Source organism: Leptospira weilii serovar Ranarum str. ICFT, assembly GCF_000332415.1.
In the GTDB taxonomy this organism is placed as follows: domain Bacteria; phylum Spirochaetota; class Leptospiria; order Leptospirales; family Leptospiraceae; genus Leptospira; species Leptospira weilii_A.
In genome coordinates this window covers 186,102-202,500 of record NZ_AOHC02000041.1, presented here as the reverse complement: position 1 = coordinate 202,500, position 16,399 = coordinate 186,102, and the positions used below count along the sequence as shown (strand labels likewise).

Here is a 16,399-nt window from a genome sequence, read left to right as displayed (position 1 = left end):
GAATATTTTCATTTCGGGGCTTCTTACGAAGACATAACAAAAGAAGTAAAATCTCTGCAACCCGATCTCGTGGGGATTTCGTCCTTGTTTTCTCCCTATTACAGAGAGGCCTTAAAAACGGCGGAAGCCGTGAAAAAAATTTCGGACGTTCCCGTTTTGATGGGCGGCTCTCACGTTTCCGCTTGTCCGACACTGATGCTTTCCAACCCGAACGTGGACTTTATCATCCGAGGAGAGGGAGAAAAGGCCGTCTGTGATTTTTTAAAAGAATTTCAAAACGACAAACGTTATGCGCTCGTTGATTCTCTCGGATGGAAAGAGAACGGAGAACTTCGCCTGAATCCTGTTGGAGAAAATTTTTCGATCCCGGAACTTCCGCCTCCCGATCTATCTTCCTTATCGAAAGAACATTATCTTTTCGAAGGAAAGCCGATGCGTTTTATCGTCACGTCCAGAAGTTGTCCGCATCGTTGTAGTTTTTGTTCGGTTCATACGACTTTCGGAACCAAGTACAGAAGAAACACCGTAGAGAATGTGTTAAACGAAATCAAAGAATCTTATAAACTCGGTTATAGAGTATTCGATTTCGAGGACGATAATCTGACTTTTTTCCGTCCGGAGATGAAACTTCTCTGCCAAGAATTGATCCGCGCCTTTCCGAAAAAAGACGTTCAGTTCGTCGCGATGAACGGAATCTCTTACATCAGCTTGGACGGCGAACTCCTCGGTTTGATGAAGGAGGCCGGATTTACGAATCTGAATCTTGCCCTGGTCAGTTCCGATAAACTCGTACGAGAAACCACAAAAAGACCGCATACGATCGAAAAGTATCTTCAAATCGTTCGAGAAGGTTTTGAACTCGGATTTCAAATCACTTCGTATCAAATCCTCGGACTTCCGATGGAAACCTTGGATTCGATGATTCAAACAATGGCGTTTAACGCGGCACAACCCGTTTTGATGGGCGCTTCTCTTTTTTATCTAACGCCGAATTCTCCGATCGCTTCGGGTTTTCCGGAAAGAAACGAATCGGACATTTTCCTTTCCAGACTGACCTCGATGGCGATCCCTTCCGAACATTTCGAAAGGGAAGACATCTATTCCCTTTTTATCGTAACCCGCATTCTGAATTTTCTAAAAAGCGCCGCCGTCCCCAAGGAAACGACCCTCTCTCTAAATGAAACTTTAAGAATATTAGAAAAATCTGGAATTCGATCCTCGATAGGCGTTCGTCTTTTCGAAAAGTTGCTCCATGAGAAAAAGTTATACGCTTTCACAAACGGGGATTGGATCCTTTTGGAAAAATTTCGTTACGAGGTTTTTGAAAGGGTTTTTTCCGGATTGGATCGGATCGTCGCTCTTTCCGGAGGAAAAATCGATCTGCAAAATTCGAATCCGCTTTTGTTTGCGGATTTTAAGCCGAGTTCGATTTCGTTTTAAAACGGAAGATTTCGATTTGTCTACGATTTTCGTAAAAAAAAATTATAGTTTATACGAATATTATAATTTTCGGCGAGAAGCTTCCACACGATCGGACCAAAAATCCAAAGTCTTTTTGAAAGCCGGCAAATCCAAAGGTTTGAAAAGACAGTCGTTCATTCCTTTAACAAGGTATTGTTCCTTACTGTTATCGATCGCGTCCGCAGTCAAAGCGATGATGATCGGAAATTCCGCGTTTTCTTTTCTGGAGCGAATCCATCTCGTAGCCTCGATTCCGTCGACTTCGGGCATATGAATATCCATAAGAATCAAATCGAAAAATTCCAACTGCATCCTTTCGATCACTTCTCTGCCGTTGTGAACGACAAACGGATCGTAACCCAATTTTTTAAGCGCCCTTTCGATCAAAAGGCGATTGGTTTCATTATCTTCCGCAACGAGAATTTTTATGCTTTTAGGAACCGCATTCGAATAGGAACTTTCCAGATCTTTCGTTTTTTCCGCTTCCAGAATCTTTTCGATTTCCGATTCGGAAGGAATATCGTAAGTAATCGCAAACGCAAACTTGGAACCCCGACCTTCCTTACTCTCCAAACTCAAAACTCCACCCTGAAGTTCCACAAGTTGTTTCGTGATACTGAGACCCAAACCGGAACCTCCGAACTTTCTCGCAATGGACGTGTCGCTTTGTGAGAACGCGTCGAAAACTTGTTTCTGTTTTTCGAAAGGAATTCCGATCCCGGAATCCAAAACCGTAAATTCTATCGAAACCTTATCTTTCGAAATATTTTTTTGAAACGCGTTAAGCACAACTTCTCCGCGATTCGTAAATTTAATTCCGTTACCGGTGAGATTCCATAAAATTTGCCGAAGTCTGAGTTGATCCCCGTAAACGTATTCTTGAATTTCGAATTTACCTTCCAGACGAAAATCGATTTGTTTCTGTTTTGCAAGAGGATATAAAAGATCGTGTATCTCGTCCAAAACCGAGCGGACGGAAAACACTTCCTTATCCAATGAAATTTTTCCGGCTTCGATTTTGGAAAAGTCCAGAATATCGTTGATAATCTGTAACAATGATTTGGCGGAAATGGAAAGAATATTGACGTATTCTTTTTGTTCCTCGTTGAGTTTTGTGGTTCCCAAAAGTTGAACCATCCCCAACACTCCGTTCATCGGAGTTCGGATCTCGTGACTCATGTTCGCAAGAAAACTGCTTTTCACCTTGGCGGCTTTTTCCGCAACTTCCTTCGCCTGAATCAATTCCCATTCGGTTTCTCTTCTCTGTTGGATTTCTTTTTTGAGAAGAATTATGTTTTTATGAATCTCGGATTGTAATCCGTCCTTCAGCTTATATTCCAATTCCTTAATTCTTTGAACGAGCATGATCGAAAAAAGGACGGACTGGGAAATAAAGGCCAATTCCAAAAGGTGAAGCGAAAGATAATTGATCGAAATCGCCTCAACGGCGCTTAAATTCGTGAGAATTCCCGCGATAGGAAATACCATATGAATCAGTAAAAAGTTTTTTGCGGACTTAAAACCGTCCCGAATCCTCACGATACAAAAATATGCGATGATTAAGTTGTTGATCAGTCCCAAATAATAGGAAAAACGATTGAGCGAAGTCGGATAAAAAATCGAAAGCGACATCAAAAGAAAACTGAAGACGACGTATCCGATCGCTACAATTTGAACCTTCTTTTCCTTTTTTTCCGGATACAAAAATTCGAAAGAAAACAAAAATAAGAACAAAGCGGAAGTATAAATCAGAATCAGGACAACGGAAAGATAATACCGTCCGTACTCCGGTTTAAACAAGGGTAAAGTCAATCCGTCCCAAGAAGTCAGGTAAGCCGTAGAGAATAAAATCATAATAAAGTAATATAAATACGACTTCTCCCTAAAAAAGAAATATAACGACAGATTGTATAAACCCATCGCAATTCCGAAGCCGATGGTCAAACCGACTAAGATCGACCTGAGTTGTTTCGTAAAACCGTATTTTTTTTCCGATTCCAACACGAAAGGAATACGAAGAGGGGTTTCGCTTTTGATCCTACAAACGATCTGGATTTCTTCTCCGGGGCGGAGATAAAAATCGAAAGTGGGAAAGTTTTCCTCGTAAACGCGGTTCGTTCCCGCAGAAATTTTTTGAATTCGATCCTGATTCCCGTATCGATAATGGATATCGACTTCTTCGAGATAAGGATTATATATTTCGAATATTCCATAATATTCCTTTTCTGTATCGTTCTTCAAAGGAATGTAAAACCAGGCCGTTGTTTTCGTAAACCCCAACGAAAACATTTCGGCCGGAATATTTCGAAACGAAAGAGAAGGATCTTTTGCAAAAATTCTTTCCTGAAAATTTTCGTTTTCGGAATCGCTGAAATAATACACGAAGGAACGGAAATAAACGCTCTTCTGCAATTGAGAAATCTTTCCCGAAATAGGAGACTCCCCAAACAGAGAATGATTGAGCAGAAAAGTTATGCCGAATAATATTAAGAAAAATCTCATATTAAAAAATAAGAAACCGATTGTTGAAACGGTAAGTTCGATATAGTATCCGAAATTTGTTCTATAACTAACAAGATTTTTTAGACAAATCTTTTTTAGATCGGATTTTAGAATGTGAGACGAACAATTTGCGCTTATTTCGGCAAAGTAGGAGGGAACTCCGCATCGGTTCTTCCGTTACGGATCGGATTTTAGGAAGAAAAGACAAAATGCGTTCCGATCAGGAATTACTTTAAATTCTTCCCTTATCCTTGAGTCGTTTCTGCAAATCTTTGGACATTTGTTTGTCCTTTTGTTTTTTCTTTCTGGCCTCTTCCGGGTCGTTTAAAACCTTATAAGCCCGCAATTCTTTTGAAAGTTTCAAATAAGAAGAATAACGTGCCTCGCTAATCCTTCCTTCCTCCAAGGCGGCCGCAACTCCGCAATTCGGTTCTCCGTTATGCGAACAGTCGTTAAAACGACATTCTTTAGCGGCCGTCGCAATTTCCGGAAAAATTTCTTCGAGCTCTTCCTCGCCTTCTCCTCCGGAAAAAAGACCAACTTCCCGAATTCCGGGATTGTCCATGAGAACTCCACCCGAAGGCAAAAGAAACAATTCCCTGTGAGTCGTAGTATGTCTTCCGGTTCCGTCGGAAGATTTTACTTCGTTTGTCTTTTGAATTTCGGCACCTAACAGTGAATTGATGATCGTAGACTTACCCGCGCCCGAAGATCCCAAAAACGCGACCGTCTTTCCGGGTTTGATAAACGACAGGATGGTCCGAGTTTGCGATCCGTCTAAAGCGGAAATCATTTCGACCGGAATTTCTCCGGCGATCGTTTTGATTTCGGAAAATTTTTGTTCCGGATTTTCGCAGAGGTCTTGTTTGTTCAACACGATCGCGACGTCCGCTCCGCTTAACTTCGCCAAGAACAAATAACGTTCGATTCTTCTCGGACTGTAATCGTTGTCCAAACCCATAACCACGAGCAACCAATCGATGTTCGACGCTATCGCCTGAACCTGATTTCGTTTTCCCGGATCGTTTCTTCTTAAAAAAGTTTTTCTGGGAAGAATTTTCTCCACGATACAAAGATCGTCTCCGTCGATTTCCCGAACGAGAACCCAATCTCCCGTTACGATCGATTCCCCCGAAGAAGTCAAAACGCCGGAGGGAATCCCTCTCAGTTCGCCTTGCTCTATTATAATCTTTGAATATTCTCCGTAAACGGAGACAACTCGCCCGGGTTTTAAGTTTTCGAGAGATTCGGTTTCCGAAAGGAAAAGTTCCGGTTCCCATCCGTAAGATACGAGGATTGAAGTTGACTGTGACATGTAATTCCTTCTGATTTTAGATAAAGATACATAACGCCCTTCCCTTTTCGGGAAACGGTAAGTTTAGATTTTCAGAATAGAATCAAACAATCATATGCGTATTTGATACGTTAGCCTGTACGATTTTAAATCGGGCGTCAACCACAAAGAACGTTTCATTATTTTAAAGAATCAACATCCTTGAGCCGCTTTTTCCTTGCAATATTTTCCTTTTTTGGAAATATTCTGCCAATTTAACCCAGGTAAAGACATTGATTCAAAAAATTTCTCAACCCATCGAAAAAATTAAAAGTCAATACGGCGCGGTTGTAATCGGTTCCGGTTACGGCGGCGGCATCGCAGCCTCTCGGCTTTCCAGAGCGGGAATCGAGGTCTGTCTTTTAGAAAGAGGCAAGGAAATTAGACCGGGAGAATTTCCGAACAAGGAAATCCCCGCCCTGGAAGAAGTGCAAGCGAACTACGAAGACAAACACATCGGTTCCAAAACGGGACTGTTTGATTTTCATTTTAACAAGGACATCAACGTTTTAGTCGGTTGCGGCTTGGGCGGCACTTCGCTTATCAACGCAAACGTGAGTTTGAGAGCGGTTCCCGAAGTGTTTCAAGATCCCGCTTGGCCGCAGATCATCCGCGAAGAAGCGAACAGCCACGGAATGGACCCGTATTATTCCCGCGCGGAAGAAATGTTAAGACCGAACGTTCTTCCGAGTCGATATCGCAGTCTTGCCAAACACCAAGCGCTTAAAACTTCCGCCGCGTTTTTAAAAAAAGAATTTTATCCCACTCCGATCAACGTCACGTTCGAATCCAAAATCAATCACGTCGGAGTCAGGCAAGACGCTTGTACGAACTGCGGAGATTGTGTCACGGGTTGTAATGTGTCTTCCAAAAACACGACTCTGATGAACTATCTTCCCGACGCGGTTAACTTCGGAGCTCAGATTTTTACGGAAGTAAAGGTAAACTACATCGAAAAAAAAGACAACTCTTGGTTGGTTCATTTCATTCCTCTCGGAATGGATCGTGAAAAATTCAACAACGACGAATTGTTCATCCGAGCCGACACGGTAATTCTCGCGGCGGGAGCTTTAGGTTCCACGGAAATTCTTCTTCGTTCCAAGGAAAAAGGACTGAAGGTTTCGGACGCGGTCGGAGTTCGGTTTAGCGGAAACGGAGATATGTTAGGATTTTCTTATAATGGAAATACTACGATCAACGGAATCGGTTTCGGTTCCAAAAAAACGAACGGAAACGCCAACGTAGGTCCTTGTATTACGGGAGTCATCGATACCCGCAAAAGTGCTCCTTTGAACGAAGGTATGATCATCGAAGAAGGTTCGATTCCCGGCGCGATCCGCGCACAATTGCCCGCGATTTTAGCGTTGGGTTCGGAACTCACCGGGGTCAAAACCAAAAAAGGTTTTGTTCAATGGGTAGTTGAGAAAATTAGAATTTTCTTAAGTTTTATCCTGGGTCCTTATCGAGGTGCGGTTAAAAATACCCAGACTTATCTCGTGATGGCTCACGACGGAAACGACGGCAAGATGTTTCTCAAAGACGATCGATTGAGAATTTCCTGGCCGAACGTCGGTAAAAAACCGATCTTCGAAAAAATCAGTACGATTTTAAAAGAAGCCACGGTTCCTTTGCAAGGAACCTATATTAAAAATCCGGTATGGAATCGTCTGACGGATCAGGATTTGATTTCCGTACATCCTCTCGGCGGATGTCCGATGGGAGAAGACGCGTCCTCCTCCGTCGTAAACGAGAACTGTCAAGTTTATTCGGATACAAGCGGTTCCGCGACTCACGACGGATTGTATATCATGGACGGTTCCGTAATCCCAAGGTCTTTAGGAGTCAATCCTTTGCTTACGATCTGTGCGATTTCGGAAAGAGCTTGCGAGAAACTCACGGCTCAAAAAGGGCTCAAGATCGATTACAATCTTCCTTCTTATCCTAAAAACACGGACGTTCAAGACGACACCACTCTCGGAATCGAATTCACGGAATGTATGAAAGGATTCTTTTCCACTCAATCGAAAGAAGACGCGGAAAGAGGTTATCAAATCGGTAAAGACGAAGGATCTTCCATAGAATTTCTGCTTACGATCCGAAGCGAAAACCTGGAGGAGATGGTAGGGAACCCGGATCACAAAGCCACGTTATTCGGCACCGTAAAAGCTCCCGTCCTTTCCAAGGACGTTATCACGGTCACGGGCGGAGAATTTTTACTTTTCATTTCCAGAGAAGACCGAGTGGAAACGAGAAACATGGTCTATCGTATGATTCTCAATACGGAAGAAGGTAAGAAATATCTTTTTGTGGGAGCCAAGTGGATTCAAAACGACGGACTCACGAACATTTGGAGAGACACGAGCACACTCTTTACGACCGTTTACGACGGTGAAACCGAAAATTCTCCCGTACTCGGAAAAGGAATTCTGCATATTCTTCCCGAGGATTTTGCGAAACAAATGACCACGATGAAGGTCATTCATGCGAAGTCGATGCTCGACGACATCAAAGGAATGGCGAAGTTCGGTTCGTTTTTTGCGGGAGCGTTGTACGACGTCTACGGAGGAGTTGCGAGTTCGATCGTTCCCTGGGACAAGGACGCAAGACCCAGAACCAAAAGACCTCTTCGTGTTTCTTCTCCCGAAGTTCATTTTTTTAAAACAACGGACGGAGCGGACTTAAGACTTTTAAGATATAAGGGCGGCAATAAAGGTCCGGTTCTTTTATCGCCGGGTCTCGGAGTTTCCAGTTTGATTTTCAGCATCGATACGATCGATACCAATCTTTTAGAATATCTTTTTGAAAACAAATACGACGTTTGGCTTTTCGATTATAGAACTTCGATCGCTCTTCCCTCCGCGCCGCTTCCAAATACGGGGGATGTAATCGCAACCAAAGATTACCCGGCCGCAGTCAATAAGGTTCGAGAACTTACCAAAGTCGATAAAATTCAAGTGGTCGCTCATTGTTTCGGTGCAACGACGTTTACGATGGCCTTACTCGCAGGTCTGGAAGGAGTTCGCTCCGTCGTACTCTCACAGGTTTCGGCTAACGTGGAAGTTCCGACCTCGATGGATATCAAAGTGGGACTCCATACCGCGGAAATTTTGGACGCGCTCGGAGTGGAAGACATGACGGCTTATACGAGCGATCGGGACGGATGGTTGGATAAATTTTTCAACTCCGTTTTGGCCCTACAACCTCAATCTCTTTTCGCTCACGACGTAAATCCGGTCAGCAGGAGAATCACCTTTCTTTACGGAAGCCTCTATAAATTAGATAATTTGAATGAAGAAACCTATCGATACGGTTTGGGGGAAATGTTCGGAGTATCCAACATCAAGGCGTTCGAACATTTGTCCAAGATGATCCGCGCGCACAAAGTGGTGAATGCGGAAGGAGGGGACGTTTACGTTCCGAATTGGGATCGACTCAACCTTCCGATCACATTCATTCACGGATCGGAAAATCAGTGTTATCTTCCGGAAAGTACGGAATTGACTTACAAAAAGTTGATCGACCGTTTTAATCCTTCCCAGTATAGACGTCACGTGATTCCGGGTTACGGACATATCGATTGTATATTCGGTAAAAACGCTCACAGAGACGTGTATCCTTTGATTCTACAGTCCTTAAAACAGTATTGAAGAATTTTGAATTTTAGAGATTTATAATGTAATTCCACGGAAGAAAATATGTCAAAAGACAACGTATACCACGACGCTATCGTAATCGGCTCCGGATTCGGAGGTTCTATCAGCGCTTTAAGACTTTCCGAAAAAGGTCAAAAGGTTCTCGTTTTGGAACGGGGAAAAAAATATCCTCCGGGATCCTTTCCGAGGGACGTGCGTCAAACCGACAATTTACTCTGGCGTTATCCTAAAAAAAGAAAATCCCTAGGGCTCTACGAACTCAACTTTTTCAGCGGACTCGGAACCGTAACCGCTTCGGGTTTGGGAGGAGGTTCTTTGATCTACGCGAACATTCACATTCGACCCGATCAAAAGGTTTTTGAAGATCCTCGTTGGCCGGCTCCGTTCAATCGAAACTACTTGGATCCTTATTTCGATAAGGTCGCCGCCGAATTCGACGTAAAACCCGTTCCGCCCGAATGGGATCTTCCGAAAAGAAATAAATTTCGAGCCGCTGCGGAACTGAATCGGCATACTTATTTCGATCCGGACGCGGCCGCGAGTTGGCTTAAACCTTCCAGGCCGGGACAATCCACATGCCAACGTTGTGCGGAATGCGAGTTCGGATGTAATTACGGAGCCAAAAATACATTAGATTTTAATTATATTGCGGACGCTCAAAAAAACGGCGCTTTGTTTCAAACGAATTCCATAGTATCGCATATCGCCCCCGATCCCAAAAACGGTTATGCTGTTTATTACGAAAATACGGAAACCGGAGAAAAACAAATCGCATACGCAAAAAGGGTCGTTCTTTCCGCGGGAACGTTAGGCACCAATCGAATTCTTTTTAACAGCAGAGACAGATACAAAACATTACCGAACCTCAGCAAACATCTTGGAAAAGGATACTCCGCAAACGGGGATTTTTTGGGCGGAATCGAATCGAGTAAAACCGATCTCAAACCTTGGGACGGCCCGGACGTAACGACCGTAATCAATTATTTTCCGCAAGGGTTTCAATTCACTCTGGCGGCGCCTACGTTCAGTCAACCCGTAATGGCCGTGCTTGCTTCATTAGGAATCTCTAAACCGAATTGGTTTTTAAGATTGATCGGACCTTTTTTTTGGAAAAGTTTAAAATGGATTCTTCCTTTCGTATTTAAAAAGGGATTACTTTCAAAACCTTTACCGCCCGGTCTTCCGGGTGCGGGAAATCCCACCTATATGACAAACTTATTTGCAATCGGAAGGGACAACGCAAACGGAAAAATCGTCCACCGTGGTAAAAATATCGACGTGAAATGGAAGTATTCCAAGGAAAATAAAACCCTCATCCAAAATATGACGGCCTCCATGCAACAGATGGGAGACGCATACGGAGGGCAATTCGGGCCGTTGGCAAGTTTTTTCCTATTCAATCGGATCATTTCGGTACATTCTCTGGGAGGTTGTATTCTCGCCTCTAATCCGGACAAGGGAGTCGTATCCGAAACCGGAGAAGTATTCGGTTATAAAAATTTGTTTATCGCCGACGGATCGGTCATCCCTTCTTCGATCGGATTTCATCCGGTGATGACGATTTCAGCCGTGGCCGAACATACGGCCGCTTCGATTTGTGCGGGATTATAATTCGACGCGGGAAACCGCGCTTTTGACGGTAATAATCCATATTTTTTGAATACAACAATATTCTAATGTGTTTTCGGAATATACTTGAAGAATTCGGATGAAAAATAAATCGTGCCTTATTCGGCGGAACCCGAACGTTAAAAGGACGAAAAATGCAACAAGATAAATTCTACATCGATCTTGGATTGTCTGAAAATCAGTACAGCCCCGAGGTCATAGAAGGACAACAAGTTTATACTCCGAGTTTTCTGAGGTTTTACGACCTCATCGTTTTACATATCATCAGCAGATGGTTCTGGCGTTGCCCCTCTCAAAACATGATCGACCTTTATAACAAAAATTTAAGCGCCAATCACTTGGATATCGGGGTGGGAACGGGTTATCTTTTGCAAAACGCCACATTCCCGGTTGCAAAACCCGCTCTATCCGTAATGGATTTGAATCCGAATTCCCTGATCGAAGCCAGAAGAAGACTTTCCAAAATCGCGGGACAATTCAACGCGTATAGGGCCAACATTCTGGAACCTATCAACACAAAAGAAAAATTCGATTCCATCGGACTGAGTTTTTTATTCCACTGCGTTCCGGGACCGATCCGCACAAAAGCATCGACCGCATTTAAGAACTTGATTGCGATCCGCAAACCGGGCGGAGTCATTTTCGGTACGACCGCGTTACACGATCTCGGACAAACTCATTACTTATCCAGAAGAGGAATGAAAAATCTAAATCGGGAAGGCGTTTTTCATAATACGGAAGATACGTTCCCGGATTTGGAAGCGGCTCTCAAAGAAAACTTCGAAGACTACGAGTTGTATGTCATCGGAGCCATCGCATTTTTTGTCGGTAGGAAAGCGAAGTAAAAAAGAAGGAGATAATTTAACAAATGAATACGAACCGATTTAAAATTCTCACAGGTGTTCTCTTGATTCTCGCGGGAATTACGTTTTGGTTGAGCTGGTATTTAATGCCCGATCCGGGAACAGTGGACAGCGCGCATATTCTTGCGATCGTAAAACAATCCAGAATGTCAGTGTTCAGTTCCGTAATCGTGCAAATCGTTTCTTCGATTCTATACACAATTGCATTTTTTTCTTTGATTCAAATTGTATTTCCTCCAAGAAGATATACTTCGATCGGAATCGTGCTGGCAGCAATCGGTGTTTTAGGATTTTGTTCGGATGCATTCTTTCACCTTCTCGCGTATTACATGACGGATGATTCTATCAATATTCAGGAGAATGTAGTGCGAGTGATGCATTTTATGCAAACGGGAGGCGTGATCTTTTTAATTCCGTTGTTATTGCCGTTTTTAATCGGAAGTATTCTTTTTGCGATCGGACTGAATCAACAGAGGATCGTATCCAAGATACCTGCGATCTTGTTTATCGTGGTGCCTATCTTCGGATTTTTAGGATCCGTTACGGCAAAGAAGATTTTTTTGTATCAGGGCAATCTGGTTTCTTTGATGGCCCTCGGACTTTTTGCACTCGGCCACGCTTGGATCGGCTGGGAACTGATTTCTTCTTCCGAGAAATAAGAATTCAAAACGAAAGAATACGCGAGAATTTACATTCCTGCACATTCAAAACTCTAACTGAATTTTTACAATTCAGCCGATCAAACTTTCTTCCAAACGTTTCAAATCCGCCTTAGCTCCGAGTTGTTGAAGAATTCCCTTAGCGATGAAAATACGATCCTTATCCTCCAAAAGTAATCCGGCTTCATACAATGCAGTCGCGTATTCCCATTGATTCAGCGTATTGGATAAAAAGGATTCCGCTTCTTTAAAGATGGACTCCGCTTTTTTTCGGTCGCCGCCGTAGAACATTAACTTTCCTTTGAGCATCAAAGCGGGACCGTAAAGATACGGAAGAGACTTTCCGAGTTTTAAAGCGCTTTTTAAACCGTAATCGATGATTTTGTTCAGACTATTATCGCCCAATTCTCTCTTTGCATAAAGAGCCGCTTCCGCAAGATAGACGTTTCCGATTTGAAGTTGAGGAAACTTAACCTCGCACTTTAGAAATCCCGCATAACTTCTTTTAGACCAATGCGCCGCTTTTTCAGGCCAACGTTCGAGAATCGCCAGTTTTAATAATTTATTGATTGTGGAAAGTTCGTTCATCACGTCGTTTTCCAAAGCGGCCCTTTCCACCTCGATTAACAATTTTTTTTCGAGTTCGAGGGAATCCACTTCGCCGAGAAGATATCCGAAATACGGGGACCAAATTCGAGTCCATCGGAGTTGCAACTGAGCGCCTAACTCGCTTGCGATTTCTCCGATATCGTCGAAATATTTTTTTGCGGTTCTAAAGTCGGATTGAAAATAGTAGAGAAACCCGCCCGAAGAAAGCGCGGAAAGCAGATCCCATTTTTCTCCGACCTGACGATAGATCGAAATCGAATCGTGAAGGAACGGAAGTCCTAGATCCGGACGATTGAGCATCATATAATATACGCCTTGCACCAAAAGGCTGATCGCCTTTGCGTAAGGATCGCCCGTTTTTTCGGCGAGTTCCCTTCCTTTGATCAAAAAATGTTTGGAAGGTCCGAACAAATTCATTCCCACAAAAACCTGACCGAGCGCACACTCCGCAAGAGATTGACGAACCGGATCCTCAAATCGTTGAGTTGCGTTGTACTGAGTGAACACGGACCAGCCGAACTTCTTAACGTCCTTCATAATATACATTTTTGCTAATGTAGTTAGGATGGCGCATCTGAGTCTCAAACGTTCGGCCTTATCCGAAGAAGTATAAGAGGATCCGAAAATGGAAAATCGAAGAACAAAAGTAAGTTGTAATACGATTTTTAAAATCGTATCGGGCCTACTTCCAGGCGGACGAATTCCGGTAATTCTCAATGCGTTTTCCAAGGTTTCCATCGCGCGGGAAATATCGTCCTGCTCTTGATAAACCTGACCGAGTCCGGTATAAGAACGAATCAAATTGAGCGTGGATTTATTCTCCAAACATTCCTTAAAAAGAACTTCTGCGATCGAATATTCTCCGAGCTGGCGATGAGCATGTGCGAGTTCCAATTGAACTTCGTAATAGGTTTCGCTTTTTGTTTTTTCAAACTGAGCGATCGTCTCCAAAGCCTTGCCGTAGTGATAAATCGCGTCTCTGTTCGCATATTTGCTTCTCGCCTTACGGGCCGCCATCAAAGAATATTTGGAGGCTTTTTCAAAATCCGAACATTGCTGATAGTGAAACGCGAGAATGTCCGCCATCTCAATCACGTTGTTTTCGTTTTCCTTTTCGATAAACGAAGCGATTCTTTTGTGAAGATCCTCTCTTGTGGAATGTAGAAGAGTGTTATAAACGATATCCCGAATCACGATATGTTTGAATATATACGTAAGAGGTTCCGTAACCTCGAGAGGGGTGAGATCCAAACCTTCCAAACTCTGTAGAATGTTCTGGATTTGAGAACGGAACTCCGGCGGTAACAAATGATTGAGAGTTTCAACGTTGATTAAACGTCCGATCACGGATGCGGTTTTTAAAACGATTTTCTCCCTTTCCTGAAGCCGATCCACACGTGCGAGCAAAACGTCGTTTAACGTATTCGGAATCTGGATGTCCCGAGTTTTATCGGAAGTAGACAGGGTTCCGTCCTCCGATTTTTTGAGAGTTCCTTCTTCGATCAGGTTGTGTACGATGGACTCGAGGAAAAACGGATTTCCGCTGGATCGGTTGAGAATCTGATCCAAAAATTCTTCCTGGCTCGTGTCCATCTTGAATTTATGAATGAGAAAATCCCTCGCCTCTTCCGGTTTGAATTCTTTCAAACGAATGAGTTCTTCGTTAGGCGAAACCGTGTCTTCCGCGAACTGACCTTCCGGTCTGGATACGAGGATGAGCATCGCTTTCATCGCGGGTAATCTCGAAGCGAGTTGTTCCAAAAGGCGACCGGAAAGTTCGTCGATCCAATGAACGTCTTCGAAGATCAACATCAACGGTTTTGTCGCGGCTCGTTCCTGTAACAAGGAGATGATGATTTCAAACAATCTTTCATTTTTTTGTTTTCGATCGATCTCTTTTGTAAGGGGATCTTCTTCCACGGGAGCTCCCATCAAAGCTACGAGCGCCTTAGCCCAAGCGACGTCGAACGAATTCAAATTCTCTAATGCTTTTTCCGCTTTCGCAACTCTTGTTTCCAGAGAATCGTCCTCGAAAATTCCGAGAAAAAGGGTCAACAATTCTTTCCAAGGATAAAACGGAGTGAACTTTTCGTACGGATAACAATAACCGATGAGAATCTCAACGTTTCGATCGTATGCCTGATCGATAAAAGTGTTTGTCAATCTGGATTTTCCAAGTCCTGCGTCCGCGATAATTCTGCAAACCACTCCGCTTTTTTCCATAGAAACGTCCAACATCTTGTGGAGACGATCGATCTCTTCCTTCCTTCCGATCATCTTATCCCTATATTGGATCAAAAGTCCGGGAATATTCTTTTGCTCGGACGTTAGCTGAAATACCTTCTTCGCGCCCGAAACTCCTTTGAGCTCGACGTCTCCCACTTCGTGAAAGGAGAAATTCTTCCCTAACTTGTTTTTCGTCTGCAAATCGATGAGGATTTTTCCGCTATGATCGGAAAGAGTCGCAAGTCTCGCGGCGATATTCATCATCTCGCCGATGGCGGTAAAATCCTTTCGGAAAGGCGCACCTAAATCTCCGCAATACGCCATTCCCGTCGAGATCCCGATCTGCAAATTTTTTGCCGCGGGATAATTGGACGCACCTTCCAAAAGTCGAATCGCAAATCGAGCCGACAACGCTTCCTTGTTTTCAAGCGCGGCAGGAGCTCCGAATAAAATACTGAACACTCCGCCTTTGTCGGATAAATCCGTAAGAACGAACGTTCCCGAACAGGAGGCCGCGGCGCTTTGAACGTATATAAAAAAGTCGTTAAAACTTTTTGAATCCGTGTTCGACTCCAAAGGAGAATCGATTCGAACAAAAACGGAGGCCACTTCGCGGTAATCTCCGGAGAACGCCTTGTGAATACTCGTTACTCTTTGATACAACTCCGGTACGATAAAACGTTTACAACGTTTGAAAAAACGTTCGTCCGAGATTCTTTCTTCCGGCGCGGAACGGGTCGGAGGTGGGACGATATTCTCGCATTTTTCGCAATCGATCAAACGATAGAAATTGGAATCGACGCTCTCGCCGACTTTGGATGCCGGAAGAAGATCCCAGAGCCCGGCGCTGAGAATGATTTCACCACCTAACGCGTGTTTTTCGGCGGAAATGGATTGATCCACCGGAGCGCCTGCGATCACGGCCCTTAAGAATCTATCCTGTTCCCCTAAGATAAATTCATGATACACTCCGTAAGCCAAGCCGACTCGAGCCGGAAGATTTACGGTTTCACCCAAAAGTTCGTTGGAGACATATTCGGAAATCGAATTAAAAATTCCTAATGCACAATTCGCGACACGGAGAGCGGCTGCCGCGTCGGTTTCCCCTTCCCTTTTCTCGAAACTGACTAAAACGGAATCTCCCGCAAATTGATAAACCGCTCCCCCCCATTGGCTGAGATGTTTTAACAACCCCGTATAATAATTGGAAAGAACGGTTTGTAAGGCGTCAATTCCTCGCGTTCCTTTGGCGGCTAACGCCAATGTGGTGGGAGTAAACCCGACAACGTCGAAAAACAAAATGGCGCCCTCGAAAGACTGCGATCTTTGCAGTTTCGATTCGCCGAAATCCGCCAATCTCCGAACGATCCCGGAGGGCAGATAAGGTCTGATCAATTCCAGTGTGTTTTTGGGGGATTCCGTTGTGCTATTCATAATAATCCTAAAAACGAATATTATTTTCGT

At 43.7% G+C, this 16,399-nt stretch carries 8 protein-coding genes (1 of these 8 running past the window's edge); 5 read left to right on the top strand and 3 right to left on the bottom strand.

Features of this window, described 5'->3' with window-relative positions; genetic code table 11:
- Window positions 1–1,440: the 3' portion of a B12-binding domain-containing radical SAM protein gene (locus LEP1GSC060_RS14165; protein ID WP_003006247.1), read on the top strand. Its footprint begins 255 nt before the window's first position; only the last 1,440 of its 1,695 coding nucleotides appear in the window; its start codon lies beyond the left edge, outside the window; its stop codon occupies window positions 1,438–1,440.
- A gap of 60 nt (window positions 1,441–1,500) precedes the next feature.
- On the opposite strand, the gene LEP1GSC060_RS14160 is transcribed toward LEP1GSC060_RS14165, so the two are convergent.
- Together LEP1GSC060_RS14160 and rsgA are read right to left on the bottom strand one after the other, a co-directional pair.
- Window positions 1,501–3,963 (bottom strand): hybrid sensor histidine kinase/response regulator, encoded by a 2,463-nt coding sequence (locus tag LEP1GSC060_RS14160; protein WP_036096513.1) that lies wholly within the window; start codon window positions 3,961–3,963, stop codon window positions 1,501–1,503.
- Window positions 3,964–4,195: 232 nt separating this feature from the next.
- A complete protein-coding gene (gene rsgA / locus LEP1GSC060_RS14155) occupies window positions 4,196–5,278 on the bottom strand; it encodes a ribosome small subunit-dependent GTPase A (protein WP_003005761.1) in 1,083 nt (360 codons plus the stop codon).
- A gap of 251 nt (window positions 5,279–5,529) precedes the next feature.
- On the opposite strand from rsgA, the gene LEP1GSC060_RS14150 reads away from it, so the two are divergent.
- The 4 genes from LEP1GSC060_RS14150 to LEP1GSC060_RS14135 all read left to right on the top strand — a co-directional run bounded on the left by LEP1GSC060_RS14150 (window position 5,530) and on the right by LEP1GSC060_RS14135 (window position 12,100).
- Entirely contained in the window at window positions 5,530–8,943 is a 3,414-nt protein-coding gene (locus tag LEP1GSC060_RS14150; protein WP_003006463.1) for an alpha/beta fold hydrolase, read from the top strand.
- 48 nt (window positions 8,944–8,991) lie between these two features.
- The gene (locus LEP1GSC060_RS14145) at window positions 8,992–10,560 is read left to right on the top strand and encodes a GMC family oxidoreductase N-terminal domain-containing protein (RefSeq protein WP_003006101.1); all 1,569 of its coding nucleotides are present in this window, start codon (window positions 8,992–8,994) and stop codon (window positions 10,558–10,560) included.
- A gap of 152 nt (window positions 10,561–10,712) precedes the next feature.
- A complete protein-coding gene (locus LEP1GSC060_RS14140; protein ID WP_003006517.1) occupies window positions 10,713–11,423 on the top strand; it encodes a methyltransferase in 711 nt (236 codons plus the stop codon).
- 23 nt (window positions 11,424–11,446) lie between these two features.
- The gene (locus LEP1GSC060_RS14135; RefSeq protein ID WP_003005744.1) at window positions 11,447–12,100 is read left to right on the top strand and encodes a hypothetical protein; all 654 of its coding nucleotides are present in this window, start codon (window positions 11,447–11,449) and stop codon (window positions 12,098–12,100) included.
- A gap of 72 nt (window positions 12,101–12,172) precedes the next feature.
- Here the strand turns inward: LEP1GSC060_RS14135 and LEP1GSC060_RS14130 are convergent, their stop codons facing one another.
- Window positions 12,173–16,369, bottom strand: coding sequence for an adenylate/guanylate cyclase domain-containing protein (locus tag LEP1GSC060_RS14130; RefSeq protein WP_003005983.1), 4,197 nt, complete (start codon window positions 16,367–16,369; stop codon window positions 12,173–12,175).
- Window positions 16,370–16,399: the final 30 nt, after the last annotated feature.

Coding starts and splice junctions, on each gene's coding strand:
- LEP1GSC060_RS14140 (WP_003006517.1), top strand. CDS start 10,713: ATGCAACAAGATAAATTCTACATCGATCTTGGATTGTCTGAAAATCAG.
- rsgA (WP_003005761.1), bottom strand. CDS start 5,278: ATGTCACAGTCAACTTCAATCCTCGTATCTTACGGATGGGAACCGGAA.
- LEP1GSC060_RS14160 (WP_036096513.1), bottom strand. CDS start 3,963: ATGAGATTTTTCTTAATATTATTCGGCATAACTTTTCTGCTCAATCAT.
- LEP1GSC060_RS14145 (WP_003006101.1), top strand. CDS start 8,992: ATGTCAAAAGACAACGTATACCACGACGCTATCGTAATCGGCTCCGGA.
- LEP1GSC060_RS14130 (WP_003005983.1), bottom strand. CDS start 16,369: ATGAATAGCACAACGGAATCCCCCAAAAACACACTGGAATTGATCAGA.
- LEP1GSC060_RS14135 (WP_003005744.1), top strand. CDS start 11,447: ATGAATACGAACCGATTTAAAATTCTCACAGGTGTTCTCTTGATTCTC.